Source organism: Pelagovum sp. HNIBRBA483, assembly GCF_040931995.1.
Taxonomy (GTDB): domain Bacteria; phylum Pseudomonadota; class Alphaproteobacteria; order Rhodobacterales; family Rhodobacteraceae; genus JAEPMR01.
The window spans coordinates 1,991,693-2,016,595 of the sequence record NZ_CP162412.1; the positions used below are offsets into that span (position 1 = coordinate 1,991,693).

Below are 24,903 nucleotides of genomic sequence, written 5' to 3' on the forward strand. Positions count from 1 at the left end.
GCAGGAGGTTCCATGCGCATTCTCATCACCAACGACGACGGCATCAACGCGCCCGGACTGGTCGTACTTGAGAAAATCGCGACAGAGTTGGCCGGCCCCGATGGCGAGGTTTGGGTCGTCGCGCCTGCATTCGAGCAGTCAGGTGTCGGCCACTGCATCAGCTACACGCACCCGATGATGATTGCGGAACTTGCTCCGCGCCGTTTTGCTGCCGAGGGCTCACCCGCCGATTGTGTTCTGGCCGCTCTTTACGATGTTATGGCGGATTGCCGCCCCGATCTTGTGCTTTCCGGCGTCAATCGCGGGAACAACGCCGCTGACAACGTGCTCTACTCCGGCACGGTCGGCGCGGTTATGGAGGCCGCCCTGCAAGGCCTCCCCGCAATTGCGCTTTCGCAGTACTACGGGCCCGCAAACGCCAAACTGGACGACCCTTTCGAAGCCGCATCCGTTCATGGCGTCGAAACAGTGCGCAAACTTCTCGATCACGGCCACTGGGACACCTCTGACTATCGCCTGTTCTACAATGTTAACTTCCCGCCGGTACCCGCCAATCAAGTCAAAGGCATCGCCCCGACCTATCAGGGCTTCCGTAAGGACAGCTACTTTGCAGCCGAGCCACACATGTCGCCGTCGGGGCGCAAGTTTCTTTGGATCAAAGGCGGCGCGCAACACGGCCCAACCGGCACAGGCTCCGATGCTCAGGCTAATCTAGACGGCTACATCTCCGTAACACCGATGCGCGCCGATTTGACAGACCATTCCACCCTCGCGGATCTGCGAAAGGCGCTCTCGTGACAGATGACGTAGGCGCCATCGCCGAGCGGAAAATGCAGTTCCTTTTCGCGCTCCGCAGCCGCGGCGTCACAGATGCCCGCGTACTGACCGCGATGGAGCGCATCGACCGCGCACATTTCGTCAAAGGCCTTTTCGCGGACAAGGTCTATACCGACGTGCCGCTTCCCATCGCGTCGGGGCAAACCATTAGCCAACCATCTGTCGTGGGGCTAATGACACAAGCGCTCGATGTTTCGCCTCGTGACAAGGTTCTCGAGGTCGGAACCGGTTCCGGTTACCAAGCAGCGATCCTTAGCGTACTTGCCCGCAGGGTCTACACGATCGATCGCTTCAAGCGCCTTGTCGCGGATGCCCGCGCGATCTTCGAGGAAGAGGGCTTGCACAACATCACCGCCATCACCGGCGACGGCAGCTTTGGCTATCCCGAACAGGCGCCGTTTGATCGCATTCTTGTGACAGCCGCCGCCGAAGATCCACCAAGCCCGCTCTTGGCGCAATTGCGCGTAGGCGGTATCATGGTGTTGCCTGTAGGCCAGTCTGACGCGGTACAAACCCTGATCCGCGCCACACGAACAGAGACAGGCTACGAGTACGAGGAACTACGCCAAGTAAGATTTGTCCCCTTAATTGAAGGACTTGGCGACTAGAGTTAATGCAGAATAATCCGGCGAAACGACCGGTATATATATTGAGGCCCTTGAATGTCCGCGACACGATTTCACCTGCGCTCGGCGTTACTTCTGAGCTCCGCGCTCTTTGTTGTCTCAGCCTGTTCTGAGCAGTTTGACCTTGATCTGCGCAACTTCGGCGGGAATACGCTCGCCGCTAACGACGTTGCCACAATGCCTTTGGAGCGCCCGACGCCGGACAGCCGCGGCCTCATCACCTATTCCACCTATCAGGTCGTGGTCACGCGCCCTGACGATACGATCACCGCGATTGCCCAGCGGCTTGGGATCGAAGCACAAAGCCTAGCGGAATATAACGGCATCGCTCCAAACGTCTTGCTCCGCGCTGGTGAGATCATCGCCCTCAATCAACCCGTCGCCACCGAAAATGCCACAACTGGTGCGGCCAACGGTGGATCAGGCACTTCCCGTGTCGATGTCACCACGCTCGCAGAGGATGCGATCAATCGCGCGGCGCCTTCCGCAACAGAGACGACCCTGCCGCCAGCCCCCGCGGCCACACCCGCCCAAACAGGGCCAGAACCAATTCAGCACCGCGTCAGGCGCGGTGAAACCGCCTTCGGCATCGCGCGGCGGTACAATATCCCCGTCCGCGTCCTCGCAGAATGGAACGGCCTCGACTCCGAACTTTCCGTGCGCGAGAACCAAACACTCCTCATCCCCGAAAGCGCCTCCGGAAGCGCGCCAACTACCCCCCAACCGGCGGCCGAAGAAGAGGCTGTGACGCTGCCCGGAACAGGTACTACCGCCCCCGAGCCGCCCTCGGCTGCCGACCCCCTCCCCGAGGACGACAGCACGACCACCGAACCAGCAGTTGCACTTGAGGCACCAGCACTGGCCGCGCCCGAGCCAGAAGAACAGGAAGCCGCTGATACGCCGTTCATCTATCCTGTGTCGGGTTCCATTATCCGTGACTACGCCAAGGGGCGGAACGAAGGCATTGATATCGGCGCAGCAGCTGGAACACCCGTCAAGGCAGCGGCCGATGGCGTCGTCGCCGCAATCACCCGCGACACAAACGGCGTCGCGATCCTCGTACTCCGCCATAGCGACGGACTTCTGACCGTCTACACGAACCTTGAAGAAATCACCGTCGCAAAGGATGACCGCCTAACACAAGGCGCAAGTCTGGGCGTTGTCCGCGACACCTCGCCAAGCTTCCTGCATTTTGAAATCCGGCGCGGACTGGAAAGCCTCGATCCCAAGGATTTCCTCCCCTGAGCTGCGTACCGGCGTGCGACTATCCCTTGATGCGTACGCCCCGCCTGCCCGCGAGATCGGTAAAATACTGCCACGCGACGCGCCCTGAGCGCGATCCGCGTGTTGCCTGCCATTCGATGGCCTCTGCACGCAGAACCTCATCAGGGATATCGATCCCGTAGGCATCACAATAGCCGCGTATCATTTCCAGATATTCGTCCTGACTACAGGGGTGAAAGCCCAGCCACAGCCCGAACCTGTCAGAAAGCGATACTTTTTCTTCAACCGCTTCGGCAGGATTAATGGCCGACGAGCGCTCGTTCTCAATCATGTCGCGCGGCATCAGGTGGCGCCGGTTTGATGTCGCGTACAACACGACATTCTCCGGTCGCCCCTCGATACCACCATCCAAAACCGCTTTGAGAGACTTGTAATGAGCATCATCATGCCCAAAAGACAGGTCATCGCAAAACAGCAGGAAACGTTCCTGCGCACCTCTCAACAGGTTAAGGCAGCGCCCGATGGATGGCAGATCCTCGCGTTGAATTTCGACGATCTTCAACTGCGGGGACTTTTCGTTAACAGCGCCATGTACTGCTTTGACAAGGCTTGATTTCCCCATCCCGCGCGCGCCCCACAGGAGCGCATTATTCGCAGGCATCCCCTTCGCAAACTGACGGGTATTCGCGAGCAGCGTGTCACGCGAGCGATCATTTCCCACCAGCAATGACAGCGAGATACGGGACACGTCCTTGACCGGCACAAGGCGGTCCGGCTCCGTGTGCCAGACAAACGCTGACGCCTGCCCGAAATCCGGCGCCGCTTCGGGCGGTGGGCTGATCCGTTCGAGTGCTTCCGCTATTCGCGTCAATGCGTCGGCGGGCCCGTCCAGTTTCATGGCTTCTCGTCCTCATCGAAGTCCTCATCAAAGAGGCTCTCACCCTCTCCGATAACTCCCTCGGCGCGCGCTGCTGCGTCCTTTTTCTTCTCCACGCGGCGCACCAGCTGGATCGAAATCTCATAGAGCCCGTAGACAACCACGAACAGGATCACTTGGCTAATGACATCAGGAGGCGTCGCCAAAGCGGCGAGCAATAGGATACCAACCACTGCATATTTGCGCATGTTTCTCAGGCCGCGAGAGCTGACCAGCCCTGCCTTTCCCATCAGGGTCAGCAGTACCGGCAGCTGAAAGCACAGCCCAAACGCCACGATAAACTTGATCGTCAGCGACAGATAGGCCTGTGCCGACCCTTGGAACGCTATCCCCGCAACGCCTGTTGCCCCGTCCGTCCCCTCCATGAGCGTGCCAGGCTGCTGGAAGCCTAGGAAGAAATCGAACGCCAGCGGTGTGATTGCGAAATAGGCAAACGACGCCCCAAGAAAGAACATGAACGGCGACGCCACGAGGAATGGCAAAAACGCATTCTTTTCAGTCCGGTACAGTCCGGGCGCCACGAAGCGCCACATCTGGTAACTAATCACAGGAAAGGACAGCACCAAACCGCCAAGCAACGAGATCGAAATCGCAACGAAGAAGCCCTCTTGCAGCGCAATAAGCACCAATCCACAGTCATCTTGTCCGCGCGCGGCAAGCGCATCACAAAGCGGCAAGGTCAGGAAATCAAAGATAGGGTTCCAAACCGCAAAACAAATCACCATCCCCACGATGAATGCCAGCAAGGATCTGATCAGTCGGTTGCGCAGCTCGGCAAGATGCTCGATCAACGGGGCCGCGCTATTCTCCATGTCATCACTCGCGCTCATGATTTGTCCTCGGTTTTATCCTCGGCCGGCTCAGCAGGCTCGGTGGATGCAGCGCTTTCCTGTTCCGCCTCGGCCGCAGCCTCTTTTTCCTTCCGCGCCGCAGCGGCTTTCGCACTGGCTTCCTTGAACTTCGCTGCAGATTCAGCGCGCTCTTTCGAAAGCGCTTCAGTCGCCCCGCCCGGCTTGAAGCTCGTCGTCGCGGCCTTCTTGAGGCTATCAGTACCGAATTTAGTCGGGTTCGCCGCCGCTTTAATGGTCTTGGAGATATCCTTCACACCAGCATCATCGGCCGCCGACTCCATTGCGCGGCTGAATTCGCGTGCCATACCACGCGCCTTTCCGCTGAGCTGCCCAAGCGTCCTGAACATTCCGGGGAGGTCTTTCGGACCAACAACAATCAGCGCAACGATGCCGATCAGCACCATTTCACTCCAGCCAAGACCAAACATCGGCGGCACCCTCCTCAGAGCAGACAATGAAAATCAGGCGAGGCGCTTTCAACGCTCCCGACCCGCCAAAGCTTACGCCTTGTCTTTTTCATCCTCGGGGGTGACGTCCTTGGCCGCAGCCGCTTGTTCTTCGATTTCTTGCTTGCCGTCATCAACACCCCTCTTGAAGGCGGTGATGCCCTTGCCAACCTCGCCCATCAGCGACGAGATCTTTCCACGACCGAAAAGAACCAGAACAACAACCGCGATCAGAAGAAGTCCCGGAAGACCGATATTGTTAAGCATGTTTTTCTCCCTGACATGGGCGCAGCGTCATGCACCCGAATAAGTTCACCTCACCCTATGGCGCGGCTCACGCGCACAAAAGCCTGAAAATGCTCCTCTGCCCCGGAAACACCGCTTGCAACGCAAGCCTGCTGACAGCAAATTGTCAGTTGCCCACAAATATAGAACCCTTGCGTGCAGGCCTATTCTACCTCGCATGCCATAGAAACTGACACATGAACAGAGATCGGAGACCGCCATCGCACGCAATGACCGCCTTTTCGAACTGATCCAGATTTTGCGCGACGGCCAGCTCCATCGCGCGGCGGATTTGGGGCGGCGGCTTGGCGTTTCGACCCGCACAATTTGGCGTGACATGGCAACTTTGAGCGGCTCCGGCATCCCGATTGAGGGTGAACGCGGCGTGGGTTACGTCCTGCGTGCGCCGGTGAGCCTGCCACCAATGGCACTCAACCGTGATGAATTTGAAGCGCTGCGCCTTGGAATGATCCTCGTCGCAACCAGTGAAGACACAACCCTCGCCGCTGCTGCGCGCAGCCTGCGTGGCAAGATCGGCGCAGTCACGCCACAGGGTATGCAAGACGACGGCGCCGATACTTTCGTCTATTCAAGTCCGGAAGCGGCGGCCTCGGCCCGCCACCTCGCTACTCTCCGCCGCGCCCTTCGTGAACACCTGTTTCTCGATCTAACCTTAACTGGGCAAGACGAGTCGATGCGTGTCCGACCGCTTCACCTTGAGTATTGGGGGCGCCTCTGGACCCTAACCTCGTGGTCTGAAAACGGCAATAAATTCATAAGTTTGCGCGTTGATCTTATCGCGAAAATCGCACTTTCAGGCGGCGCATTTCTACCCGAACCCGGCAAAACGCTCGACGACTTTCTCGAACACTTTACCGCCGCGCACTAGCCTCGCACCGGAAAGACGTGGCACCGATCCCGCCGGAACATCAGCCAAAGCGGCGTGCCTGGATCGGGCAAAAAGACAGACGGGACAGCGGCGCGCAGCGTAGAGCCGTCAAAGTCCATCTTGAAATCGACAATACTCTCAGACCCGAGATACCGCGCCCGCTCGACGATACCACGCGCGGCCGTGCCGTCTTTCGGCGTCGGATCTGGCCCACGCCCCCCACGATCAAAATCAATCCTCAAATGCTGCGGTCGGATCACGATCTCGACCGTCGTACCGTCCGGCACCCCCGGCGCAAGGAACTGCCCAAACGGCGTCTCCGTCAGCGCCCCTTCAACAACGCCGCGTATCAGGTTGATATCGCTAAAAAAAGCAGCTGCTTCGCGATCCGCTGGAGCGTTGTAGATATTATAGGGCGCCCCGCGCTGCACGATTTGACCATTGCGCATCAGCGCAATTTCATCAGCCATGCGCATGGCTTCCGCTGGTTCGTGCGTCACCAGCAGAACGGAGGTTCCTTCCCCCTTGAGCACCTGCAACGTTTCATCGCGAATGTCGTCGCGCAGACGATCATCTAGCCCGCTGAACGGCTCGTCCATCAATAGAATTCGTGGCCGTGGCGCAAGCGCGCGCGCCAGAGCCACGCGCTGTTGCTCACCGCCAGACAATTGATGCGGATAAGCGTCGATATGGCGGGCCATGCCAACCTTTTCGAGCAATTCGCCCACACGCTCACGGTTGCTGCGTGCCGATCCGGTCAGCCCGAACGCCACATTCTCCGCAACGCTCAAGTGCGGAAACAGCGCAAAGTCCTGAAACATCAGGCCGATTTCGCGGCTCTCAGGGGGAACGCGCGTGATCGTGTCGCAGACAAGTTGCCCATCCACATAGATCTCACCACTGTCTTGCATCTCAACGCCCGCGATCATGCGCAAGGTCGTGGACTTACCGCAGCCCGACGGGCCAAGAAGGCAAATCACGCTCCCGGGCATGACCGAAAGCGACACATCATTCACCACCCGCAGCCCGTCATAGCTGCGGATGAGATTTTTCACTTCGAGGCGTGGTGTAGTATGCACAAATGTATCCGACGAATTAGCTCGGGTAAATTCTCCCTACCAACGCGGGGTGGGAGGCACAAGCGTCAGAGCGTCGCGTTTACGGCACCGCCATCCAATAGGATGTTCTGCCCCACGATAAACCCGGCATGCTGCGAACACAAGAAAGCGCATGTCGCGCCAAATTCCTCGGCCGTGCCATATCTGCGGGCCGGAATGGTCTGTTGGCGGTTTTCACGCGCCTGATCGATATCAATCCCCGTGTTTTCCGCGACCCCTTGATCAAGGCTCTTGGCGCGGTCCGTGGCGTGAATGCCCGGCAGCATGTTATTGATGATCACCCCATAAGGCGCAACCTGCCGCGATGTGCCCGCGACATAGCCGGTCAAACCGGCCCGCGCGGAATTCGACAGTCCAAGCTGCGGGATAGGTGATTTGACCGACTGGCTCGTGATGTTCACCACACGGCCCCAGCCCCGCTCCATCATCTGTGGAACGAGCGCTTTGATCATCGCAATAGGCGCCAGCATATTTGCGTCCAGCGCCTTGATGAAGTCCTCGCGATCCCAATCTGTCCACATACCCGGGGGCGGGCCACCCGCATTGTTCACAAGGATGTCGATATCACCGGCAGCGTCCAAAACTGCCGCACGCCCCTCTTCGGTCGTGATATCAGCGGCGACAGCCACCACAGTGACGCCATAGGTCGTGCGGATTTCTTCGGCAGTTTTCTGCAGCGCTTCCTCGCCCCGCGCGTTGATCACCAGATCGACACCCGCCTCGGCCAATGCCATCGCACACCCGCGCCCAAGTCCCTTGGACGCCGCGCAAACCAGCGCCCGTTTTCCTTTAATTCCCAAATCCATGCAAACCTCCCTCGCATCACCGTCAGAGCTAGGTTACAAAACTGACTATGGCAAGGGTCGGGCCATCACGACACCGCCGCCTCATCGTCCACCACGCCGCCACAGCCAATACCAAAGAAATGACAGATCCGGATCATACAGGCCCACAACTGCTGAACCTTTACCGCTCAGACGCCTTCGCAGTTACGGCGGGCGCGGCTGAGAGCGATCCGCTGGTCTTTGCAGACGAACTGATCATGGATGATATCTACGGCCTGGTCGACCCGTCCCTGCGCGGCGAAATCTCTGTTACAGTCGATGGCAAGGATGCTGGCTTTGCCATCACACCCCAATCGGCTTGGGGCGCGCCTGAGCACCGGCTCTATCTCGACAGCTGCATCACATTCATGACACCCGATGGCACAACACAAGAGGCCATCATTTTCGTCGAAGTCGGTGGCGGGATCGCGGTGGAAATCTACCTCCTGCCACTTGCTGAAATGCATGTAGATACCGATTACCGGCTGGTCGGCATCGACCGCACGACCGCAACGCGCCGCTTCGCCGAGGCCGCCTTCGTTTCCTTCGCCGCCGGCACCCGCATTACACTGGCATCAGGCGAAATGCGCGCTGTCGAGGATCTTGCCGTCGGCGACCGTGTTCTCACGCGCGACGATGGCCCCCGCGCAATCCGCTGGATCGGCCACACGACGTTCCGCGCGACCGGCACATTCGCGCCGGTCAGCATTGCCGCAGGTGTCCTGCACAATGACCGGGAGCTTCGCCTCAGCCCTGACCACCGCATTTTCGTCTACCAGCGCTCCGATAATCTCGGCGCAGGCAGGCCCGAGGTGTTGATCAAGGCTCGCAATCTCGTCAACGGGACCACCATCCAGCAGACAGAAGGCGGCTTTATCGACTATTACCAACTGCTCTTTGACGACCACCACATCATCTATGCCGAGGGGATCGCAGCGGAATCCCTGATGATCGACCCGCGCACCACCAAGGCCCTACCAGATGACATCCGCGAACGCCTCGCTGCTACGGGCGGCATTCACGAAAGACGTCGCCACCACGACTACGAAATCGCTGAATCGCTCGTTGGCAACGATGACATTGCCGAACTTCTGCGCCGCGCGTCGCAAAGCTGAAACCACGCCAATTGCCCTTTTCCAAACGCCCGCCTATAGGGACGTCATGACAAATCGCCCGACCCTTCCGCCCGAAATCGCCCGCCGCCGGACATTCGCGATCATCTCGCACCCCGACGCAGGCAAAACCACCCTTACCGAAAAGTTCCTGCTCTTCGGTGGGGCGATTCAAATGGCCGGTCAGGTCCGCGCGAAAGGCGAAGCACGGCGCACCCGTTCAGACTTCATGCAGATGGAAAAGGACCGCGGCATTTCCGTCTCGGCCTCAGCGATGTCCTTTGACTTTCGCAATTTGCGCTACAACCTCGTCGATACGCCCGGCCACTCGGACTTCTCCGAGGATACTTACCGGACCCTGACCGCAGTTGACGCAGCGGTCATGGTGATCGATGGTGCCAAAGGCGTCGAAAGCCAGACCCAGAAACTCTTCGAAGTCTGCCGCCTGCGCGATTTGCCGATCCTGACCTTCTGTAACAAGATGGACCGCGAAAGCCGCGATACCTTCGAAATCATCGACGAAATACAGGAAAACCTCGCGATCGACGTGACGCCTGCAAGCTGGCCGATCGGCATGGGCCGCGATTTCCTCGGCTGCTACGACCTGATCAATGACCGGCTGGAACTGATGGATCGCGCCGACCGCAACAAAGTCGCCGACTCGATCCAGATCAATGGCCTCGACGACCCCAAAATGGCTGAACACATCCCCGCAGCCCAGCTCGAAAAGCTGCGCGAGGAAGTCGAGATGGCGCGCGAGCTTCTACCCACCCTTGATCCCCAAGCGGTGCTCGATGGCTCCATGACGCCAATTTGGTTCGGCTCTGCGATCAACTCCTTCGGCGTCAAGGAGCTGATGGACGGCATCGGCGCCTATGCGCCTGAACCACAACCCCAAAAGGCCGAGCCGCGCGAAATTGCGCCAGAAGAAAAGAAGGTCGCAGGTTTCGTATTCAAGGTGCAGGCCAACATGGACCCGAAACATCGTGACCGCGTTGCTTTCGTGCGGCTCGCATCCGGTCACTTCACCCGTGGTCAAAAGCTTCTTCATGTCCGGTCGAAAAAGCCAATGGCCGTCACCAACCCCGTGCTGTTTCTCGCCTCCGATCGCGAACTGGCTGATGAAGCATGGGCTGGCGATATCATCGGCATCCCGAATCATGGTCAGCTGCGGATCGGCGATACATTGACAGAGGGCGAACAACTCAAAGTCAGCGGCATCCCCTCCTTTGCGCCTGAATTGCTGCAAAACTGTCGTGCAGGCGATCCAATGAAGGCAAAACACCTCGAAAAAGCACTGATGCAGTTCGCAGAAGAAGGCGCGGCGAAGGTTTTCAAGCCTACCATCGGTGCGGGCTTTATCGTCGGCGTCGTCGGTGCACTCCAGTTCGAGGTGCTCGCTAGCCGGATCGAGCTGGAATACGGCCTTCCCGTTCGCTTTGAGGGGTCACAATTCACCTCCGCACGCTGGGTTTCTGGCCCAAAGCCCAAGGTCGATGCCTTCGTGCAGGCGAATAAGCAGCATATCGCCACGGACAATGACGGCGATCTTGTATACCTCACCCGCCTGCAATGGGATATTGACCGTGTGTCGCGCGACTACCCCGATGTCACCCTCTCAGCGACGAAAGAAATGATGGTCTAGCACCAAGCGCGGCTTGAAAACCACAAACCACCGCCAAAATACTCCAACTTGGCGTGTTTCTTGACCTCTTCGTGCCAGAGGCGTAACACAGCCTCAATATTAGCGCCTCCGGCAATCCGGCCAGAGGCTGGCCGCGTGACAAAGCGGCCCTGACGCCGCAAACACGCGAAAGGTATCAATGACCCAATTCAATGACTTGAACCTCGATAAGAAGGTTCTAAAAGCCGTATCCGAAGCTGGATACGAGACACCGACCCCTATTCAGGCAGGGGCCATCCCCCCCGCTCTCGAAGGGCGCGATGTTCTCGGAATCGCCCAAACAGGCACCGGCAAAACCGCAAGCTTCACCTTGCCGATGATCTCCATGCTGCATCGTGGTCGCGCTCGCGCCCGCATGCCACGCAGCCTTGTTCTGTGCCCGACGCGCGAACTGGCCGCTCAGGTCGCAGAGAACTTCGACACCTACGCGAAATATTCCAAGTTGACCAAGGCGCTCCTCATTGGGGGTGTCAGCTTCAAGGAACAGGACGCTCTCATCGACCGTGGCGTCGATGTTCTGATCGCCACACCAGGCCGTCTCCTGGACCATTTCGAACGTGGTAAGCTCCTGCTGACCGGTGTTCAGATCATGGTCGTAGATGAGGCCGACCGGATGCTCGACATGGGCTTTATCCCCGATATCGAGCGCATCTTCGGCCTAACCCCATTCACGCGCCAAACGCTGTTCTTCTCCGCCACGATGGCGCCAGAAATCGAGCGGATCACCAATACATTCCTCTCCGCGCCAGCACGAATTGAAGTCGCCCGCGCAGCGACCACCGGCGAAAATATCCGCCAAGGTGTGGTCCATTTCAAACCCTCCCGCCGCGACCGCGCCGATAAAGAAAAGCGCGCGCTTCTACGCGCCATGATCGACGGCGAAGGCGAGAGCTGCACCAACGCGATCATCTTCTGCAATCGTAAAATTGATGTCGATATCGTCGCCAAGTCTCTGATAAAGCATGGTTATAACGCCGCGCCCATTCATGGTGACCTCGATCAAAGTCAACGCATGAAGACCTTGGATGGCTTCCGTGAAGGCAATGTGCATTTTCTCTGCGCCTCTGACGTAGCCGCCCGCGGCCTCGACATTCCCGCCGTGAGCCATGTGTTCAATTACGACGTGCCTTCGCATGCCGAGGACTATGTTCACCGCATCGGGCGGACTGGTCGTGCAGGCCGCAAAGGCGCGGCCGTGATGATCTGCTCTCCGCGCGACCAGAAATATTTCGAGGCTGTTGAAAGCCTCGTCCAAATGACCATTCCGGTGATGGAGAACCCGCTCGGCACGGCCACGGAAGCGGAAGTGACCTCGCCACAGCCCGAAAAAGCGCCAGAAGCAAAGCCCAAGCGCAGCCGTTCTCGGAAGAAAGCTCCCGAAGAAACCGCCACCGCCAAACCAGCGGAAGAAACAGCCACCAGTGATGCGGCCGTGCCTGAGAAAAAGGCCGAACCGGCGGAGCGTAAAAACCGCGGTCGCGGACGCCAAGACAACAATCGCGATCGCGTTGTTGGCATGGGCGACGACGCTCCGGCCTTCATCCGCCTCAGCTTTTCCGAGCGCCGCTCCTCCTAAAGATCAGTCGATCAGCGCGTCACTCCGCAGCCCTGCCCGTTCAAGATGAATGGGCAGAACGCGGCCATAAAGCTGCCTCGTCCGCTCTGGCGCACCTACCATGTCTGGTTGATCCACATAGGAGAAGATCGCCACATGTCGTGGCGTTGCGCCCTTCAGCGGCGCCACACGATGCAGCGAATATCGGCCGCGAAACAGTTGCAAATCACCCGGTTCCAATCGCAATGACACAACCCTGTCAGACGTGCCATCAAGCACCTTCGCCACAGCATCGAAATTCTCGTCGTCTTTGCGAATGTTCGGTGCATATTCGAACTCACCGCCACTTTCCGCGTTTTGGATGGCCAGTGTCACGGTGAAGTTGTTCGTGTCGAAATGCCAAGGAAAGCCGTTGCCCTCGCCCGCCGTGTTGACGATCACATCAGCCAAAGGATCGGCGTAGCGATAGAATGCCTCCTCTTCGAGACATTCCTGAATAAAGGCATCAAAGCCCGGGAAATCATGCACGCTGCGCAGCGGCCCATCCGGTAGGAAGTTATCGGCGGGTATGAAGGCGTTTGAACGGTCAAAGAAACGCCGCACCGGATGGCTTTCGGGCAGCGCCGGATCATCTTTTGAAAAATAAGCGTTGGTGCGGTTGCGGCTATGATGCCCCAAATGCGCCACCGCATCGGCTTCGGCACGCAATGCCGCCACGCCAGCTTCGGTCAGGAACCCTTTGACAACCGCGCAGCCATCTTGCCTCAGGCTCTGCCGCACCTGAGCAACAATCTCCTGCCGCTTCTCAGCGTCATGGATCGGATATCGCTCAAGCGAAATATATTGATGTGCACCCATCTGTTTCCCTCCCTCTGTAAGGGAAGGAAACGCCGCACTCAGCCTACCGTCTCCACCTAACGCGACATCGCTTTGGTCGCGAATGAGACGTCAGCTCAACCTGCTTACCACAACGGTAACCTCGGGCTTCTTGCCAATCTCGTTCTGGGCTGTCTGACGCACGATCTTTTTCAGCTCTTTTTCCAAGCGCTCGTCGTCCATCAAGGTCCGGTCCTTTGCCCGCGCAAGGAACTGCGCCAGATCTGCCTCAAGCACATCCACCAACGGCGCATTACCCCGTCCTACCTCGGCAAGCCCCATAACCTCGCACCACGGATCACCGAGCGGTTCGTCCTCCTCATCCATGATCAAGGTCACCACAACATGACCGTTCAGCGCCATCCGGATGCGGTCGCGAACGATCCCGTCCAATGCCCCAACTTGCACAGCACCATCGAGATAGGTCCGCCCCGTCTCGACATATTCCTCAACCTTGGGCGCGTTGCCAGAAAGGTTGATCATCATGCCATTGACAGCAACAACACCTGTCATGCCTTTGGCCTCGGCGATCTTCACATGCTCGCGCAAATGGCGATGTTCCCCGTGCATAGGGATCAGCATTTGCGGCCGCATGATGTCATGCATCTTTTCGAGGTCGGGCCGGTTCGCATGGCCGGATACATGGTATTTTCCACCGGCATCATCAATCACATCCACACCCATCTCGGAGAGGTTGTTCATGATGCGGATCACGCTTTTCTCGTTTCCGGGGATCGTCTTGGACGAAAAGAGGAATGTATCACCCTCTTTCAACCGCAGCCCGAGGTATTTGCCCTGCGACAGCTGCGCGCTCGCCGCGCGTCTCTCTCCCTGAGATCCCGTCACAAGAAGCAGCAGGTTCTCGCGCGGCACCGATTGCGCATCCTCAGGGGAAATTGTTGGTGGGAATCCGTTCAACAGACCGGTTTCAATCGCCGCTTCCGTCATCCGCCGCATGGCCCGCCCAAGCAGACAAACCGACCGACCCGCGTTTCGACCGGCAATCGCCAGCGTTTTCAAGCGCGCAATGTTCGATGCAAACGTCGTTGCAACAACCATCCCGCTTGCCTCGCGCATCAGCGCTTCAAGCGGTTCTGCAAGGCCCGCCTCCGAGCGCCCCGCATGCGGAGAAAACACGTTTGTAGAATCGCATACCAACGCTTTGATGCCGTCCTTCGCCACGCTGGCCCACAGTGCCTCATCGAACGGATCGCCAACCACGGGTGTATGGTCGATCTTAAAGTCCCCCGTATGCACCAGGCGCCCATCTGGGCTGTCGATCACCAGTCCCGCGCTTTCGGGGATGGAATGGCTCACCGGCAAAAATCCCACGGTGAACGGACCAGCCTTGACCGTTTCCGGCCACGCCTGCACCGTTTCAACGGCGCTTTCTGGTTGGCCGGCTTCTGCCATCTTGCGCCGCGCGATATTGGCGGTAAAGACCCGTGCGTAAACCGGCGCGCCCAGCCGTTCCCAAATATGCCCGATCGCGCCCACATGGTCCTCGTGGGCATGGGTGATAAAGATCCCTTCAATGCGGTCCTTACGCGCTTCCAGCCACGCAATATCAGGGAAGATCAGATCCACACCGGGTGATCCGTCCATATCGGGGAACGTCACCCCAAGATCGACCACAATCAGCCGCTCCCGATCCGGTGCGCCATAGCCATAAACATAGGCGTTCATCCCAATCTCGCCCGCCCCGCCTAGGGGAAGGTAGATCAATCTTTCACTGCTCATTGGTTATCCTTGTTGAATTGGCTGATGACCCGCAATCCATGCATCGTCAGATCGTCTTCAATATGGTCAAAGAGCATATCTCCTTGCGCGAACAAAGGCGCAAGCCCTCCAGTCCCGATAATAGTCATTTGCGCGCCACGTTCCGCAATAACTTGCTCACATACGCCGCGCACAAGCCCCACATAGCCCCAAAAAATACCAGACTGCATGCAGTCCACGGTATTGGTGCCGATCACATTGGTCGGCTTGGTCACATCAACATGCGGCAATGCGGCAGCGGCTTGGTGTAACGCCTCAAGGCTTAAATTGACCCCCGGCGCAATCACCCCGCCTACATAGGCGCCATCGTGGTCAACCACATCGAAAGTTGTCGCCGTGCCAAAATCGACCACGATCAGATTACCACCGTGCCGATCGAATGCACCCGCCGTATTCACTAAGCGGTCAGGCCCCACCTGCGTTCCAAAATCGACGCGCGGCTCCACCGGCAACTTGCATTCCGGCTTGCCGACCACCAACGGGCGCAGTCCGAAATAACGATCAGCAAATACCCGCAAGTTAAAAACCACGCGCGGCACAGTGGAGGAGATCACGATATCACGAATATCGGCATCAACCTTGTGATGCGCAAGCAACGTGGAAAACCACACGAAGTACTGGTCCGCGGTGCGCTGATGTTCCGTAGACGTGCGGAAAGTCACCGCAAACTTTTCGCCGTCCCATAGCGAAAAGACAGTATTCGTATTGCCGCAATCAATCGCCAAAAGCATCCGTCAGTTCCTAGAAATATATATCGGCGGCCGGAATGGATTTCGGGCCGGTGCCAGTGATCAGGATCAGGTTTCCATCGTCGTCAATCGTGTCGAACACGCCGCGAATTTCCTCTCTGGCGGTACGCGCAGTGATCACATCACCCAACCGCGCCGCATGCCGCAGCCAATCTTCGCGAATACGCGCAAAACCGAATTTCTCCAGTTTCGCCTCTTGCGTTGCGTAGCTTGAAGCAAGAACTGAAAGAAAAGTCTCCGCACTTACCTCGTCGCCGCCCTCACCGCTCAGGCTCACCGGCCCGAAGGACGCGTTCTCGATACCTTCCGGCACCGTGCTGAGGTTCACACCGATCCCAATCGACAGCCAGTCGAGGAACGGCCCATTGCCAGCGCTCTCCAGCAGAATACCCGCAACTTTACCTTCGTTCAGCAAAACATCATTCGGCCATTTGAGCGATAAGCGGCTGCGATCAATGTAGATCGCTAAAGCTTCGAACAGGGCATTAGCTGCAAGGAATGAGCGCCGCGCGCCCTCAGCCGCGGTGCAATAAGGTCTAAACACAAGCGTTGTAGCCAGATTGCCGTTACCGGCAGCCCAGCTCCGCCCCCTGCGCCCGCGCCCAGCAGTTTGCCTGTGCGCCATGATCCAGAGCGGTTGAGTTAAGCCCGCCTCGGCACGGCGGCGGGCCTCGGCCATGGTGCTGTCCGTTTCGTCGAGGATGACCCGCGCGAAACTGGCGGGCCAGAACACGTCTTTATCCGCGTCAGTTGACAAGCGTTTCCGCCGCCGCTGCTGCCAGCGGCTCAATGCCAAACAGATTGATCACCCCGAACACCATCACAGCAGCCGAGATCATCAACGCGCCCCACAGCGCAGGTGACATCTGCCCGTCCAAAGGCTCTTCCGACTCTCCAAAATACATGAAGTAGACGATCCGCAGGTAATAGAACGCACCTATGACCGATGCCACAACACCCGCGATAGCGAGCCATGCCAAACCAGCATCATAAGCGGCGCGCAGCACATAGAACTTGCCGAAAAAGCCGACCATCGGCGGCACACCGGCAAGGCTGAACAAAAGAACCAGCATCGCTAGCGCCTTCAGCGGCTCATTGCGGGAATACATCTTGAGCGACGCAATATCCGTGACCGGGCGCCCGTCCCGCTCCATTGAGAGGATGAAGGCAAAGGTGCCGATATTCATCGTCACATAGATCGCCATATAGATCAGCATCGCCTGAACACCGAATGCCGTGCCAGCTGCCAACCCCATGAGCGCAAAGCCCATATGCGCGATGGAGGAATAGGCCATCAGGCGCTTAATGTTCGTCTGTCCGATCGCAGCAATTGCACCAAGGAACATCGAAACAACGGCAAGGAAGGCAATGATCTGCTGCCAGTCACCAACATTTCCGCCAAAGGCGTCATGCACAACGCGCGCAAACAAGGCCATCGCCGCCACCTTCGGCGCAGTCGCGAAGAACGCGGTCACAGGCGTTGGCGACCCTTCGTAAACGTCCGGCGTCCACATGTGGAACGGCGCGGCGGATACTTTGAACGCAAAGCCCGAGATCAAGAAAACAAGGCCAAAGATCAGGCCGAGCGAAGGCTCATGCCCCGCTGCTTCGATGATCCCCGAGAACAGCGTCGTTCCCGAGAAGCCATAAGTCAGCGACGCGCCGTAAAGGAGCAGGCCGGAGGACAGCGCACCAAGCACAAAGTATTTCAGACCGGCTTCCGTCGATTTCGCGCTGTCGCGGCGCAATGAGGCCACAACGTAGAGGGACAGCGATTGCAGCTCCAAGCCCATGTAAAGCGCCATCAAGTCGCCGGCGGAAACCATGACCATCATACCCACCGTGGCGAGCGCGATCAGCATCGGATATTCGAAGCGCAACAGGTCGCGCTTCTCAAGGTAGTCGAGGCTCATCACCAGAACAGCCGCCGCCGACAGGAGAATGGTGACCTTGGCAAATCGGGCGAAACCGTCATCAACAAACGCACCTTCAAACGCGACTTTCGTGCCGTCGCCGCCTGTCCCGATCCAAAACGCGAGGAGGACGAACACAGCAGCCGTCAGCCATGTCAACATCGGTGCAAGTTTGTCCTTGGCGGTGTAGACCGCCACAATCAACGCAACCATCGCAAAGATCGACAGCACGATCTCAGGCAGAATGATCGAAAGGTCAGTAGAGATCATGTCCGTCGCTCCTTATTGCGCGGCAAGTTGGTTTGCGGCTGCGTGGGCGGCCTGTGCCATATCCACCTGCCCGATCAGCGCTTCCACGCTCGGTCCAATGATATCAAGCACCAGCGCCGGATAGACACCCAGCAACAGGGTCATCACAACGAGCGGCGCAAAGATCATCTTTTCGCGGCCTGTCATATCGGTGATCGCCTTGAGGCTCTCTTTGATCAGATCGCCCATTACCACGCGGCGATAGAGCCACAGCGCATAGGCAGCCGACAAGATCACACCCGACGTCGCGAATGCGGCAACCCAAGTGTTCACCTGGAAAATCCCCATCAGCGTCAGGAATTCCCCAATAAAGCCCGAGGTACCCGGCAAGCCGACGTTCGCCATAGTGAAGAACATGAAGATCAAGGCGTAAGCCGGCATCCTGTTTACAAGGCCACCATAGGCATCAATCTCGCGGGTGTGCATCCGGTCATAAATCACCCCCACACAGAGGAAGAGCGCGCCAGAGATAAAGCCGTGGCTGAGCATCTGGAAGATGGCCCCGTCGATCCCCTGCTGGTTTGCTGCGAAAATGCCCATCGTGACATAGCCCATATGCGCAACCGATGAATAAGCGATGAGCTTCTTCATGTCCTCCTGCACCAGCGCAACGAGGCTTGTGTAAACAATCGCGATGGCCGACATCCAGAACACCAGCGGCGCAAGAACGTCAGAAGCAACAGGGAACATCGGCAACGAAAAGCGCAGGAAGCCGTATCCACCCATCTTCAGCAGGATCGCCGCCAGAACAACGGATCCGGCCGTCGGCGCCTGAACGTGCGCGTCGGGCAGCCAGGTATGCACGGGCCACATCGGCATCTTGACGGCAAACGAGGCAAAGAATGCCAGCCACAGGATCGTCTGCATACCACCGACGACGTGGATACCAAGAAGGTCGAAGCTTTCCGAGCCGAAATTATGCGTCAACAGCGCCGTGATATCGGTCGTCCCCGCATCCGCGAACATGCCCACCATCGCAACGAGCATCAGCACCGATCCGAGGAAGGTATAGAGGAAGAACTTGAACGCCGCGTAGATACGATCCTTCCCGCCCCAGATCCCGATGATCAGGAACATCGGGATCAGGCCCGCTTCAAAGAACAGGTAGAACAGCACCAGATCGAGCGCCATGAACACGCCCAGCATCAGCGTTTCCAGAATGAGGAACGCGATCATGTATTCCTTGACGCGCACCTTCACATCCCACGCGGACCAGATCACCAGCGGCATAAGGAAGGTAGTGAGCATCACGAACAGGATGGAAATCCCGTCAACGCCCATTTTATATTGCATGCCCAGCAGCCATTCGGCCTCTTCCACGAACTGGAAGCCGGTATTCTCAGGGTCAAATCCGAACAGGATGAACAGCGATACAAGGAATGTTGCCACCGTCGCGATCATTGCGACCCACTTCGCATTACGCTGTGCCGCTTCGTCCTCACCGCGCAAGAAAACCGCAAGGATGGCAGCCGCAAGGAGCGGGATAAAGGTCGTGATGGAAAGAAGGTTATCCATTAGTTCGCTCCCCCGGAGATCGTCACCCAGGTCAGAATAATTGCGATACCCAGCACCATGGCAAAGGCATAGTGGAAGACGTAGCCGGACTGCGCGCGGCCAGCGATGCGTGTCAGGAACGGAATGATACCCATCGCGAGCCCGTTGATGCCGCCATCAATCACCGCACCGTCGCCACGCTTCCACAAGAAGCGGCCAAGCGCCTTTGCGGGACGCACAAAGATGAAGTCGTAAATCTCGTCAAAGTACCACTTGTTCAGCAGGAACAGGTACAGCGGCCGCTGATTTTCCGCGAGCTTCGCAGGCAGATCGGGGCGGCGGATATACATCTGGAAGGCCGTCAGGAAACCAATGACCATAGCGACAAACGGGGAGAGCTTCACCCATGTCGGGACATAATGCGCCTCATGGAGTACGGTATTCTCTGGCGCGATATAAATCGCGGCCTCACCCGGTTTGCTCTCCATGACATAGTGCAGCTCAGATGCCTTCGGGCTGCGCTTAGCAACGGTCTCGACCAGCTCATGCGCAGGCTCGCCGTATTTTCCACCGAAGAATTTAACCACCTCGTTGGTCTTGCCAAAGAAGCTGCCATACCAGATCGCCCCAGCGAAAATCGCGCCAAGCGCCAGCACACCCAACGGCACGATCATAACGGTCGGGCTTTCATGCGCATGGTCATGCGTATGCTTGTTGCCGCGTGGTTCGCCCCAGAACGTCAGGAACATCAGACGCCAAGAATAGAAAGACGTGAACAGCGCCGCGATGACGAGCATCCAATAGGCATATCCACCCGCACTGCCGACAAACGCGCTCTCAATCACCGCGTCTTTTGAGGCAAATCCGGCAAAACCGATCCAACCTGTCAGCGGGATACCAACGCCGGTAATCGCCAGCGTCCCGATCAGCATCGCCCAGAAGGTCAGCGGCAGCTTTTTCCGCAGGCCGCCATAGTTTCGCATATCTTGTTCGTGGTGCATCCCGTGGATAACCGAACCGGCACCGAGGAACAGCATCGCCTTAAAGAACGCATGCGTCAGCAGGTGGAACATCGCCACCGAGTAAACGCCAACACCAGCTGCAACGAACATGTAGCCCAACTGCGAACAGGTCGAATATGCGATCACCCGCTTGATGTCGTTCTGCACAAGGCCAACAGTCGCCGCAAAGAACGCGGTCGTCGCACCGAGGAAGACGACGAATTGCTTCGCTTCCGGTGCAAATTCAAACAGCGGTGACATCCGGCAAACGAGGAACACACCCGCCGTCACCATCGTCGCCGCGTGGATGAGCGCCGAAACAGGCGTTGGGCCTTCCATCGCGTCAGGCAACCATGTGTGCAGGATCAACTGCGCCGATTTACCCATCGCACCGATGAACAGCAGAACAGCCAGCAGGTTTGCTGCATTCCACTCTGCCCAAAGGAAGCTGATTTCAGTTTCAGCCAGCGCAGGTGCCGCTGCAAAGATATCTTCGAAGCGCACCGAGTCCGTCAGCATGAACAGCCCGAAAATCCCCAACGCAAAGCCGAAGTCACCAACACGGTTGACGACAAATGCCTTGATTGCCGCAGCATTGGCGCTCGGCTTGCGGAAGTAAAAGCCAATCAGCAGGTAGGAGGCAACACCCACACCTTCCCAGCCGAAGAACATCTGAATGAGGTTGTCAGATGTCACGAGCATCAGCATCGCAAAGGTGAAGAACGACAGATACGCAAAGAACCGCGGGCGATAGCTCTCGTCATCGGCAAAATTTTCGTCATGCGCCATGTAACCAAAGGAGTACAGGTGCACGAGCGCCGAAACCGTAGTGATCACGATCAACATGATCGCGGTCAAGCGGTCGAGGCGGATCGCCCAATCGGTGCTCAGCGTGCCACTTTCGATCCAGCGCAGGATCTGAATCTGCTCCGTAACACCATCATGGCCAAGGAACACAATCCAGCTCAGGAGCGCTGCAAGGAACAGAAGCCCCGTCGTAATCCACTGCGCGGCTTTCTCGCCAGTGATCCGCCATCCAAAACCGGCAATCAAGGCTCCAACGAGCGGCGCGAAAAGAATAATCGTTTCCATGGGTCGTTAGCCTTTCATCACGTTGACGTCTTCAACGTCGATGGTGCCGCGGTTGCGGAAGAAACAGACGAGGATCGCCAATCCAATCGCCGCCTCTGCCGCAGCAACCGTCAACACGAACAGGGTGAACACCTGCCCGACGAGGTCGCCAAGGAACGAGGAGAAGGCAACGAAGTTGATGTTGACCGACAACAGGATCAGTTCGATCGACATCAGCAAAATGATGATGTTTTTCCGGTTCAGAAAGAGCCCGAAGATCCCGATGACGAACAGCGCCGCCGCTACGGTAAGGTAATGTTCAATTCCGATCATATCGTCTGTCCCAGCGTCTTTTGTGTCGCGGTCGTATTGTTTAGAGGCCCTGCCCCGGTTTCACGTCTTTCAGCTCCATAGCCTTGGCCGGATCGCGGTACATCTGGGCAAGGATATCCTGCCGCTTGATGTCCTGACGGTGCCGCAAGGTCAGCACAATCGCCCCGATCATCGCCACCAGCAGGATCAAACCCGACAGCTGGAAGAGCATGAAGTATTTGTCATAAAGGAGCGTTCCCAGCCCCGCCGTATTCTGGATGCCACCGTCAACGGGTGCCGCCAAACGTGTCTCGATGCCATCCGAATAGCCCCATGCCCCGAACGCGAGCGCCAGCTGCATCAGAATGATCACCCCGATCAACAGCGCCAGCGGCATGTATTTCGTCATCTCGGCTTTCAGCTCAGCGAAATCGACGTCGAGCATCATCACCACAAAGAGGAAGAGCACCGCCACCGCGCCGACATAGACGATCATCAGCAGCATGGCGACGAACTCAGCGCCGAGCAGGATGAACAAGCCCGCTGATGACAGGAAGGCAAGGATCAGCCACAGCACCGAATGCACAGGGTTGCGGCTCACCACGGTGAACAACCCGCCTACCAAAGTGCTCAGCGCAAATACATAAAAGATGAAATCGGCTACGGTCATTGGTCCTCGTCCTCTTCCATGACCTCATTGGCGAGTTCCATCGCCTTGGTCATCGCCGGAATACCGCCAAACATACCCATCTGCGCGATGGTCTCGGCAATCTCTTGTTTCGTGGCCCCTGCCTCGCGGGCATGGCGCACGGTAATGCGGATCTGCGCTTCCGCCTGCGCACCCAGCACCGTCAGTCCCGCCAGTGTCAGCAACAGCCGTGTTTTGGCGTCCAACCCTTCGGGGTTGAACGTCTTGCCCATGACAGACTCCATCATGTCCTTAGGCATCGTCGGCCACATCGCTTCGAATCCTTTGGGCGTGAAGGATTCCAGCGCCGGATTGAGCGCCTTCGCCCAGTCCTGCCCTGCCTTCATCATGGCCTCAAAAGGGTTCGTCGGGTTGCTCATCGGTACGGTGCGTCCACTTCAAGGTTACGCGCAATCTCTGCTTCCCAACGTTCACCGTTAGCCAGCAGCTTGTCCTTGTCGTAGTAAAGCTCCTCGCGCGTCTCGGTCGAAAACTCGAAGTTCGGCCCTTCAACAATCGCATCCACCGGACATGCTTCCTGACAGAAACCGCAGTAGATGCACTTCGTCATATCGATGTCGTAGCGCGTTGTCCGGCGGCTGCCATCCTCACGCGGTTCAGCATCGATGGTGATCGCCTGCGCGGGGCAAACCGCTTCGCACAGCTTACAGGCGATACAACGCTCTTCACCATTCGGATAACGGCGCAGCGCATGCTCACCACGGAAACGCGGGCTCAGCGGTCCCTTTTCATGCGGGTAGTTCAGCGTGGCCTTCGGTGCAAAGAAGTATTTGAACCCCAGCCTAAAGCCCGCAATGAAATCAGCGAGAAGGAAGTATTTGGCCGCACGGCCATAGTCGATCTGCGTCATCTATCAGCCTCCGATCGTCCAGCGTGCCCAAAAGCCGCCGAGAACTTCAAATTTCGCAAGGAACGCCACGATCACGACCCATGCCAGCGACATCGGCAGGAAGACTTTCCAGCCAAGGCGCATCAACTGGTCGTAGCGGTAGCGCGGGGTGATCGCCTTCACCATCGCGAAGATGAAGAAGCAGAACACCATTTTCAGGATCATCCAGATCACGCCATCTGGAAGGCCCGGAATGGGCGACAGCCAGCCGCCAAGGAACAGCAGCGACACCAGCGCGCACATCAGCACAACAGCGGTCAATTCACCGATCATGAACAACAGGAACGGCGTAGAGGAATATTCCACTTGGTAGCCAGCAACCAATTCCGATTCCGCTTCCGGAAGGTCAAACGGCGGGCGGTTCGTTTCGGCCAGCGCCGAAATGAAGAACAGGAACAGCATCGGGAAATGCGCAACCCAGTACCAGTTAAACAGGCCCGCATTACCGTCCTGCGCATTGACGATATCGCCAAAATTCATCGAGCCAGTGGAGATAATCACACCAATGATGATCAGGCCGATCGACACTTCATAAGAGATCATCTGCGCCGCTGAGCGTAGCGAGCCGAGGAACGGGTATTTCGAGTTCGACGCCCAGCCCCCCATAATGACGCCATAAACCTCCAAAGAGGAAATCGCGAAGACATAGAGGATCGCCACGTTGATATCCGCCAGCACCCAACCGTCATTGAACGGGATCACCGCCCAAGCGATCAGCGCCAGAACGAAGGAGATCATCGGCGCGAGGAAGAACACTGTCTTATCCGCACCCGCAGGAACGACGATCTCCTTGAACACATATTTCAGAAGGTCAGCAAACGACTGCAACAAGCCAAACGGGCCAACCACGTTCGGACCACGGCGCATCTGCACAGCAGCCCAGACCTTGCGGTCGGCATACATCAGGAACGCCAACGCCCCCAACAAAGGCAGGATCAGCAACAGGATCTGACCCAGAGTCAGCAGCACGATCCCGAGATTTGTCGTGGTGAAAAACTCTACCATGTTCGTTCCCTCATATCGTCGGCACGCCTGTGGCCGCACAATCGGCCACTGTCACCTCGGCGTCTATTGTCTTGAGCCCGCGCGGCAGCGCCGGCGAGATGGTGTAAACAGCATCCGCTGACCATATGCCAGCCTCTTGCGCCACATTCGTGCGCACATGACGGGCAAATCCGTAACCGCGGATCAGCGTGTATTGGGCCGCCGCGCATTCCGCGTAGCGGGCCACGTCCTCTGCGTTGCGCGCGCCGCGCATCGCCACCTTGAAATTGACCAAATCCCCATCCATCAGCCGCGTCTCGACCCCCTCGTAAGAGGGGTCGAACGCTGCCCGCGCGGCGGTATCCGGCGCCTGTGACGCCGCACACCCCGCGAGGGCTAAAAGCGATATGAGGACGAGCCGCAATCAAA

26 protein-coding genes are annotated in these 24,903 nt (G+C 57.9%); 7 read left to right on the top strand and 19 right to left on the bottom strand.

Translation table 11 applies throughout. The features are described 5' to 3' along the window. Nucleotides 1-12: 12 nt before the first annotated feature. From surE to AB1E42_RS09855, 3 genes are read left to right on the top strand one after another with little or no spacing between them, the layout of a single operon-like run. Nucleotides 13-798 carry a 5'/3'-nucleotidase SurE gene (gene surE, locus AB1E42_RS09845; RefSeq protein ID WP_368344071.1) on the top strand — a complete coding sequence of 262 codons (786 nt, stop codon included), beginning with the start codon at nucleotides 13-15 and terminating at the stop codon, nucleotides 796-798. A 32-nt stretch (nucleotides 799-830) separates the two neighbouring features. Beyond that, nucleotides 831-1,445 (top strand): protein-L-isoaspartate(D-aspartate) O-methyltransferase, encoded by a 615-nt coding sequence (locus AB1E42_RS09850; protein WP_368346404.1) that lies wholly within the window; start codon nucleotides 831-833, stop codon nucleotides 1,443-1,445. A gap of 54 nt (nucleotides 1,446-1,499) precedes the next feature. Further along, a complete protein-coding gene (locus tag AB1E42_RS09855) occupies nucleotides 1,500-2,708 on the top strand; it encodes a LysM peptidoglycan-binding domain-containing protein (protein WP_368344072.1) in 1,209 nt (402 codons plus the stop codon). A 19-nt stretch (nucleotides 2,709-2,727) separates the two neighbouring features. On the opposite strand, the gene AB1E42_RS09860 is transcribed toward AB1E42_RS09855, so the two are convergent. From AB1E42_RS09860 to AB1E42_RS09875, 4 genes are all read right to left on the bottom strand, one after another. Beyond that, the gene (locus AB1E42_RS09860; RefSeq protein ID WP_368344073.1) at nucleotides 2,728-3,585 is read right to left on the bottom strand and encodes an ATP-binding protein; all 858 of its coding nucleotides are present in this window, start codon (nucleotides 3,583-3,585) and stop codon (nucleotides 2,728-2,730) included. Then, nucleotides 3,582-4,454, bottom strand: a complete 873-nt coding sequence (gene tatC, locus AB1E42_RS09865) for a twin-arginine translocase subunit TatC (RefSeq protein ID WP_368344074.1) — start codon at nucleotides 4,452-4,454, stop codon at nucleotides 3,582-3,584. Before tatC ends, AB1E42_RS09860 begins: the two co-directional genes overlap by 4 nt. Then, nucleotides 4,451-4,903, bottom strand: a complete 453-nt coding sequence (gene tatB, locus AB1E42_RS09870; RefSeq protein WP_368344075.1) for a Sec-independent protein translocase protein TatB — start codon at nucleotides 4,901-4,903, stop codon at nucleotides 4,451-4,453. Before tatB ends, tatC begins: the two co-directional genes overlap by 4 nt. A gap of 72 nt (nucleotides 4,904-4,975) precedes the next feature. Further along, nucleotides 4,976-5,188, bottom strand: a complete 213-nt coding sequence (locus AB1E42_RS09875) for a twin-arginine translocase TatA/TatE family subunit (RefSeq protein ID WP_368344076.1) — start codon at nucleotides 5,186-5,188, stop codon at nucleotides 4,976-4,978. 277 nt (nucleotides 5,189-5,465) lie between these two features. On the opposite strand from AB1E42_RS09875, the gene AB1E42_RS09880 reads away from it, so the two are divergent. Beyond that, nucleotides 5,466-6,095, top strand: a complete 630-nt coding sequence (locus AB1E42_RS09880; protein ID WP_368344077.1) for a helix-turn-helix transcriptional regulator — start codon at nucleotides 5,466-5,468, stop codon at nucleotides 6,093-6,095. Here AB1E42_RS09880 and AB1E42_RS09885 read toward each other — a convergent pair. Continuing rightward, on the bottom strand, nucleotides 6,092-7,174 hold the full coding sequence (locus AB1E42_RS09885) for an ABC transporter ATP-binding protein (protein WP_368344078.1): 1,083 nt from the start codon (nucleotides 7,172-7,174) through the stop codon (nucleotides 6,092-6,094). The genes AB1E42_RS09880 and AB1E42_RS09885 overlap by 4 nt on opposite strands. Nucleotides 7,175-7,239: 65 nt before the next feature. Next, nucleotides 7,240-8,019 (bottom strand): SDR family oxidoreductase, encoded by a 780-nt coding sequence (locus tag AB1E42_RS09890; RefSeq protein WP_368344079.1) that lies wholly within the window; start codon nucleotides 8,017-8,019, stop codon nucleotides 7,240-7,242. 47 nt (nucleotides 8,020-8,066) lie between these two features. Between AB1E42_RS09890 and AB1E42_RS09895 the strand changes: the two genes are divergently transcribed. From AB1E42_RS09895 to AB1E42_RS09905, 3 genes are all read left to right on the top strand, one after another. Beyond that, nucleotides 8,067-9,152 (top strand): Hint domain-containing protein, encoded by a 1,086-nt coding sequence (locus AB1E42_RS09895; RefSeq protein WP_368344080.1) that lies wholly within the window; start codon nucleotides 8,067-8,069, stop codon nucleotides 9,150-9,152. Nucleotides 9,153-9,198: 46 nt separating this feature from the next. Then, nucleotides 9,199-10,794, top strand: coding sequence for a peptide chain release factor 3 (locus AB1E42_RS09900; protein WP_368346405.1), 1,596 nt, complete (start codon nucleotides 9,199-9,201; stop codon nucleotides 10,792-10,794). A gap of 178 nt (nucleotides 10,795-10,972) precedes the next feature. After that, nucleotides 10,973-12,409: a DEAD/DEAH box helicase gene (locus AB1E42_RS09905; RefSeq protein WP_368344081.1), complete on the top strand. Its 1,437-nt coding sequence runs from the start codon at nucleotides 10,973-10,975 to the stop codon at nucleotides 12,407-12,409. Between the two features lie 3 nt (nucleotides 12,410-12,412). Here AB1E42_RS09905 and AB1E42_RS09910 read toward each other — a convergent pair whose 3' ends face one another. The 13 genes from AB1E42_RS09910 to AB1E42_RS09970 form a co-directional block, all read right to left on the bottom strand. After that, nucleotides 12,413-13,246 (bottom strand): hypothetical protein, encoded by an 834-nt coding sequence (locus AB1E42_RS09910; protein WP_368344082.1) that lies wholly within the window; start codon nucleotides 13,244-13,246, stop codon nucleotides 12,413-12,415. 90 nt (nucleotides 13,247-13,336) lie between these two features. Then, complete coding sequence (locus tag AB1E42_RS09915) at nucleotides 13,337-15,004, bottom strand: ribonuclease J (protein WP_368344083.1); 1,668 nt, start codon at nucleotides 15,002-15,004, stop codon at nucleotides 13,337-13,339. Then, the gene (locus AB1E42_RS09920) at nucleotides 15,001-15,774 is read right to left on the bottom strand and encodes a type III pantothenate kinase (protein WP_368344084.1); all 774 of its coding nucleotides are present in this window, start codon (nucleotides 15,772-15,774) and stop codon (nucleotides 15,001-15,003) included. Before AB1E42_RS09920 ends, AB1E42_RS09915 begins: the two co-directional genes overlap by 4 nt. Before the next feature lie 10 nt (nucleotides 15,775-15,784). Then, nucleotides 15,785-16,471 (bottom strand): biotin--[acetyl-CoA-carboxylase] ligase, encoded by a 687-nt coding sequence (locus tag AB1E42_RS09925; RefSeq protein ID WP_368346406.1) that lies wholly within the window; start codon nucleotides 16,469-16,471, stop codon nucleotides 15,785-15,787. Nucleotides 16,472-16,538: 67 nt separating this feature from the next. Next, entirely contained in the window at nucleotides 16,539-17,975 is a 1,437-nt protein-coding gene (gene nuoN / locus AB1E42_RS09930; RefSeq protein ID WP_368344085.1) for an NADH-quinone oxidoreductase subunit NuoN, read from the bottom strand. A gap of 12 nt (nucleotides 17,976-17,987) precedes the next feature. Further along, nucleotides 17,988-19,529, bottom strand: coding sequence for an NADH-quinone oxidoreductase subunit M (locus AB1E42_RS09935; protein WP_368344086.1), 1,542 nt, complete (start codon nucleotides 19,527-19,529; stop codon nucleotides 17,988-17,990). Beyond that, nucleotides 19,529-21,601 (bottom strand): NADH-quinone oxidoreductase subunit L, encoded by a 2,073-nt coding sequence (gene nuoL / locus AB1E42_RS09940; RefSeq protein WP_368344087.1) that lies wholly within the window; start codon nucleotides 21,599-21,601, stop codon nucleotides 19,529-19,531. Before nuoL ends, AB1E42_RS09935 begins: the two co-directional genes overlap by 1 nt. Before the next feature lie 6 nt (nucleotides 21,602-21,607). Next, nucleotides 21,608-21,913 carry an NADH-quinone oxidoreductase subunit NuoK gene (gene nuoK, locus AB1E42_RS09945; RefSeq protein WP_368344088.1) on the bottom strand — a complete coding sequence of 102 codons (306 nt, stop codon included), beginning with the start codon at nucleotides 21,911-21,913 and terminating at the stop codon, nucleotides 21,608-21,610. Nucleotides 21,914-21,953: 40 nt separating this feature from the next. Continuing rightward, nucleotides 21,954-22,562, bottom strand: a complete 609-nt coding sequence (locus AB1E42_RS09950; RefSeq protein WP_368344089.1) for an NADH-quinone oxidoreductase subunit J — start codon at nucleotides 22,560-22,562, stop codon at nucleotides 21,954-21,956. Next, a complete protein-coding gene (locus AB1E42_RS09955; RefSeq protein ID WP_368344090.1) occupies nucleotides 22,559-22,960 on the bottom strand; it encodes a carboxymuconolactone decarboxylase family protein in 402 nt (133 codons plus the stop codon). The genes AB1E42_RS09950 and AB1E42_RS09955 overlap by 4 nt, the downstream gene beginning before the upstream one ends. Further along, on the bottom strand, nucleotides 22,957-23,451 hold the full coding sequence (gene nuoI, locus AB1E42_RS09960) for an NADH-quinone oxidoreductase subunit NuoI (RefSeq protein ID WP_368344091.1): 495 nt from the start codon (nucleotides 23,449-23,451) through the stop codon (nucleotides 22,957-22,959). Before nuoI ends, AB1E42_RS09955 begins: the two co-directional genes overlap by 4 nt. 3 nt (nucleotides 23,452-23,454) lie before the next feature. Next, complete coding sequence (gene nuoH, locus AB1E42_RS09965; RefSeq protein WP_368344092.1) at nucleotides 23,455-24,495, bottom strand: NADH-quinone oxidoreductase subunit NuoH; 1,041 nt, start codon at nucleotides 24,493-24,495, stop codon at nucleotides 23,455-23,457. Nucleotides 24,496-24,505: 10 nt separating this feature from the next. Then, entirely contained in the window at nucleotides 24,506-24,898 is a 393-nt protein-coding gene (locus AB1E42_RS09970; RefSeq protein WP_368344093.1) for a hypothetical protein, read from the bottom strand. Nucleotides 24,899-24,903: the final 5 nt, after the last annotated feature.

What these genes read in the sequence shown, in the direction of transcription:
- AB1E42_RS09920 (WP_368344084.1), bottom strand. Translation starts at nt 15,774, where the DNA reads ATGCTTTTGGCGATTGATTGCGGCAATACGAATACTGTCTTTTCGCTA.
- AB1E42_RS09905 (WP_368344081.1), top strand. Translation starts at nt 10,973, where the DNA reads ATGACCCAATTCAATGACTTGAACCTCGATAAGAAGGTTCTAAAAGCC.
- AB1E42_RS09850 (WP_368346404.1), top strand. Translation starts at nt 831, where the DNA reads ATGCAGTTCCTTTTCGCGCTCCGCAGCCGCGGCGTCACAGATGCCCGC.
- AB1E42_RS09955 (WP_368344090.1), bottom strand. Translation starts at nt 22,960, where the DNA reads ATGAGCAACCCGACGAACCCTTTTGAGGCCATGATGAAGGCAGGGCAG.
- AB1E42_RS09900 (WP_368346405.1), top strand. Translation starts at nt 9,199, where the DNA reads ATGACAAATCGCCCGACCCTTCCGCCCGAAATCGCCCGCCGCCGGACA.
- surE (WP_368344071.1), top strand. Translation starts at nt 13, where the DNA reads ATGCGCATTCTCATCACCAACGACGACGGCATCAACGCGCCCGGACTG.
- AB1E42_RS09935 (WP_368344086.1), bottom strand. Translation starts at nt 19,529, where the DNA reads ATGGATAACCTTCTTTCCATCACGACCTTTATCCCGCTCCTTGCGGCT.
- AB1E42_RS09915 (WP_368344083.1), bottom strand. Translation starts at nt 15,004, where the DNA reads ATGAGCAGTGAAAGATTGATCTACCTTCCCCTAGGCGGGGCGGGCGAG.
- nuoK (WP_368344088.1), bottom strand. Translation starts at nt 21,913, where the DNA reads ATGATCGGAATTGAACATTACCTTACCGTAGCGGCGGCGCTGTTCGTC.
- nuoN (WP_368344085.1), bottom strand. Translation starts at nt 17,975, where the DNA reads ATGATCTCTACTGACCTTTCGATCATTCTGCCTGAGATCGTGCTGTCG.
- AB1E42_RS09950 (WP_368344089.1), bottom strand. Translation starts at nt 22,562, where the DNA reads ATGACCGTAGCCGATTTCATCTTTTATGTATTTGCGCTGAGCACTTTG.
- tatB (WP_368344075.1), bottom strand. Translation starts at nt 4,903, where the DNA reads ATGTTTGGTCTTGGCTGGAGTGAAATGGTGCTGATCGGCATCGTTGCG.
- AB1E42_RS09875 (WP_368344076.1), bottom strand. Translation starts at nt 5,188, where the DNA reads ATGCTTAACAATATCGGTCTTCCGGGACTTCTTCTGATCGCGGTTGTT.
- nuoL (WP_368344087.1), bottom strand. Translation starts at nt 21,601, where the DNA reads ATGGAAACGATTATTCTTTTCGCGCCGCTCGTTGGAGCCTTGATTGCC.
- nuoH (WP_368344092.1), bottom strand. Translation starts at nt 24,495, where the DNA reads ATGGTAGAGTTTTTCACCACGACAAATCTCGGGATCGTGCTGCTGACT.
- AB1E42_RS09925 (WP_368346406.1), bottom strand. Translation starts at nt 16,471, where the DNA reads ATGGCCGAGGCCCGCCGCCGTGCCGAGGCGGGCTTAACTCAACCGCTC.
- AB1E42_RS09910 (WP_368344082.1), bottom strand. Translation starts at nt 13,246, where the DNA reads ATGGGTGCACATCAATATATTTCGCTTGAGCGATATCCGATCCATGAC.
- AB1E42_RS09855 (WP_368344072.1), top strand. Translation starts at nt 1,500, where the DNA reads ATGTCCGCGACACGATTTCACCTGCGCTCGGCGTTACTTCTGAGCTCC.
- nuoI (WP_368344091.1), bottom strand. Translation starts at nt 23,451, where the DNA reads ATGACGCAGATCGACTATGGCCGTGCGGCCAAATACTTCCTTCTCGCT.
- AB1E42_RS09860 (WP_368344073.1), bottom strand. Translation starts at nt 3,585, where the DNA reads ATGAAACTGGACGGGCCCGCCGACGCATTGACGCGAATAGCGGAAGCA.
- tatC (WP_368344074.1), bottom strand. Translation starts at nt 4,454, where the DNA reads ATGAGCGCGAGTGATGACATGGAGAATAGCGCGGCCCCGTTGATCGAG.
- AB1E42_RS09890 (WP_368344079.1), bottom strand. Translation starts at nt 8,019, where the DNA reads ATGGATTTGGGAATTAAAGGAAAACGGGCGCTGGTTTGCGCGGCGTCC.
- AB1E42_RS09895 (WP_368344080.1), top strand. Translation starts at nt 8,067, where the DNA reads ATGGCAAGGGTCGGGCCATCACGACACCGCCGCCTCATCGTCCACCAC.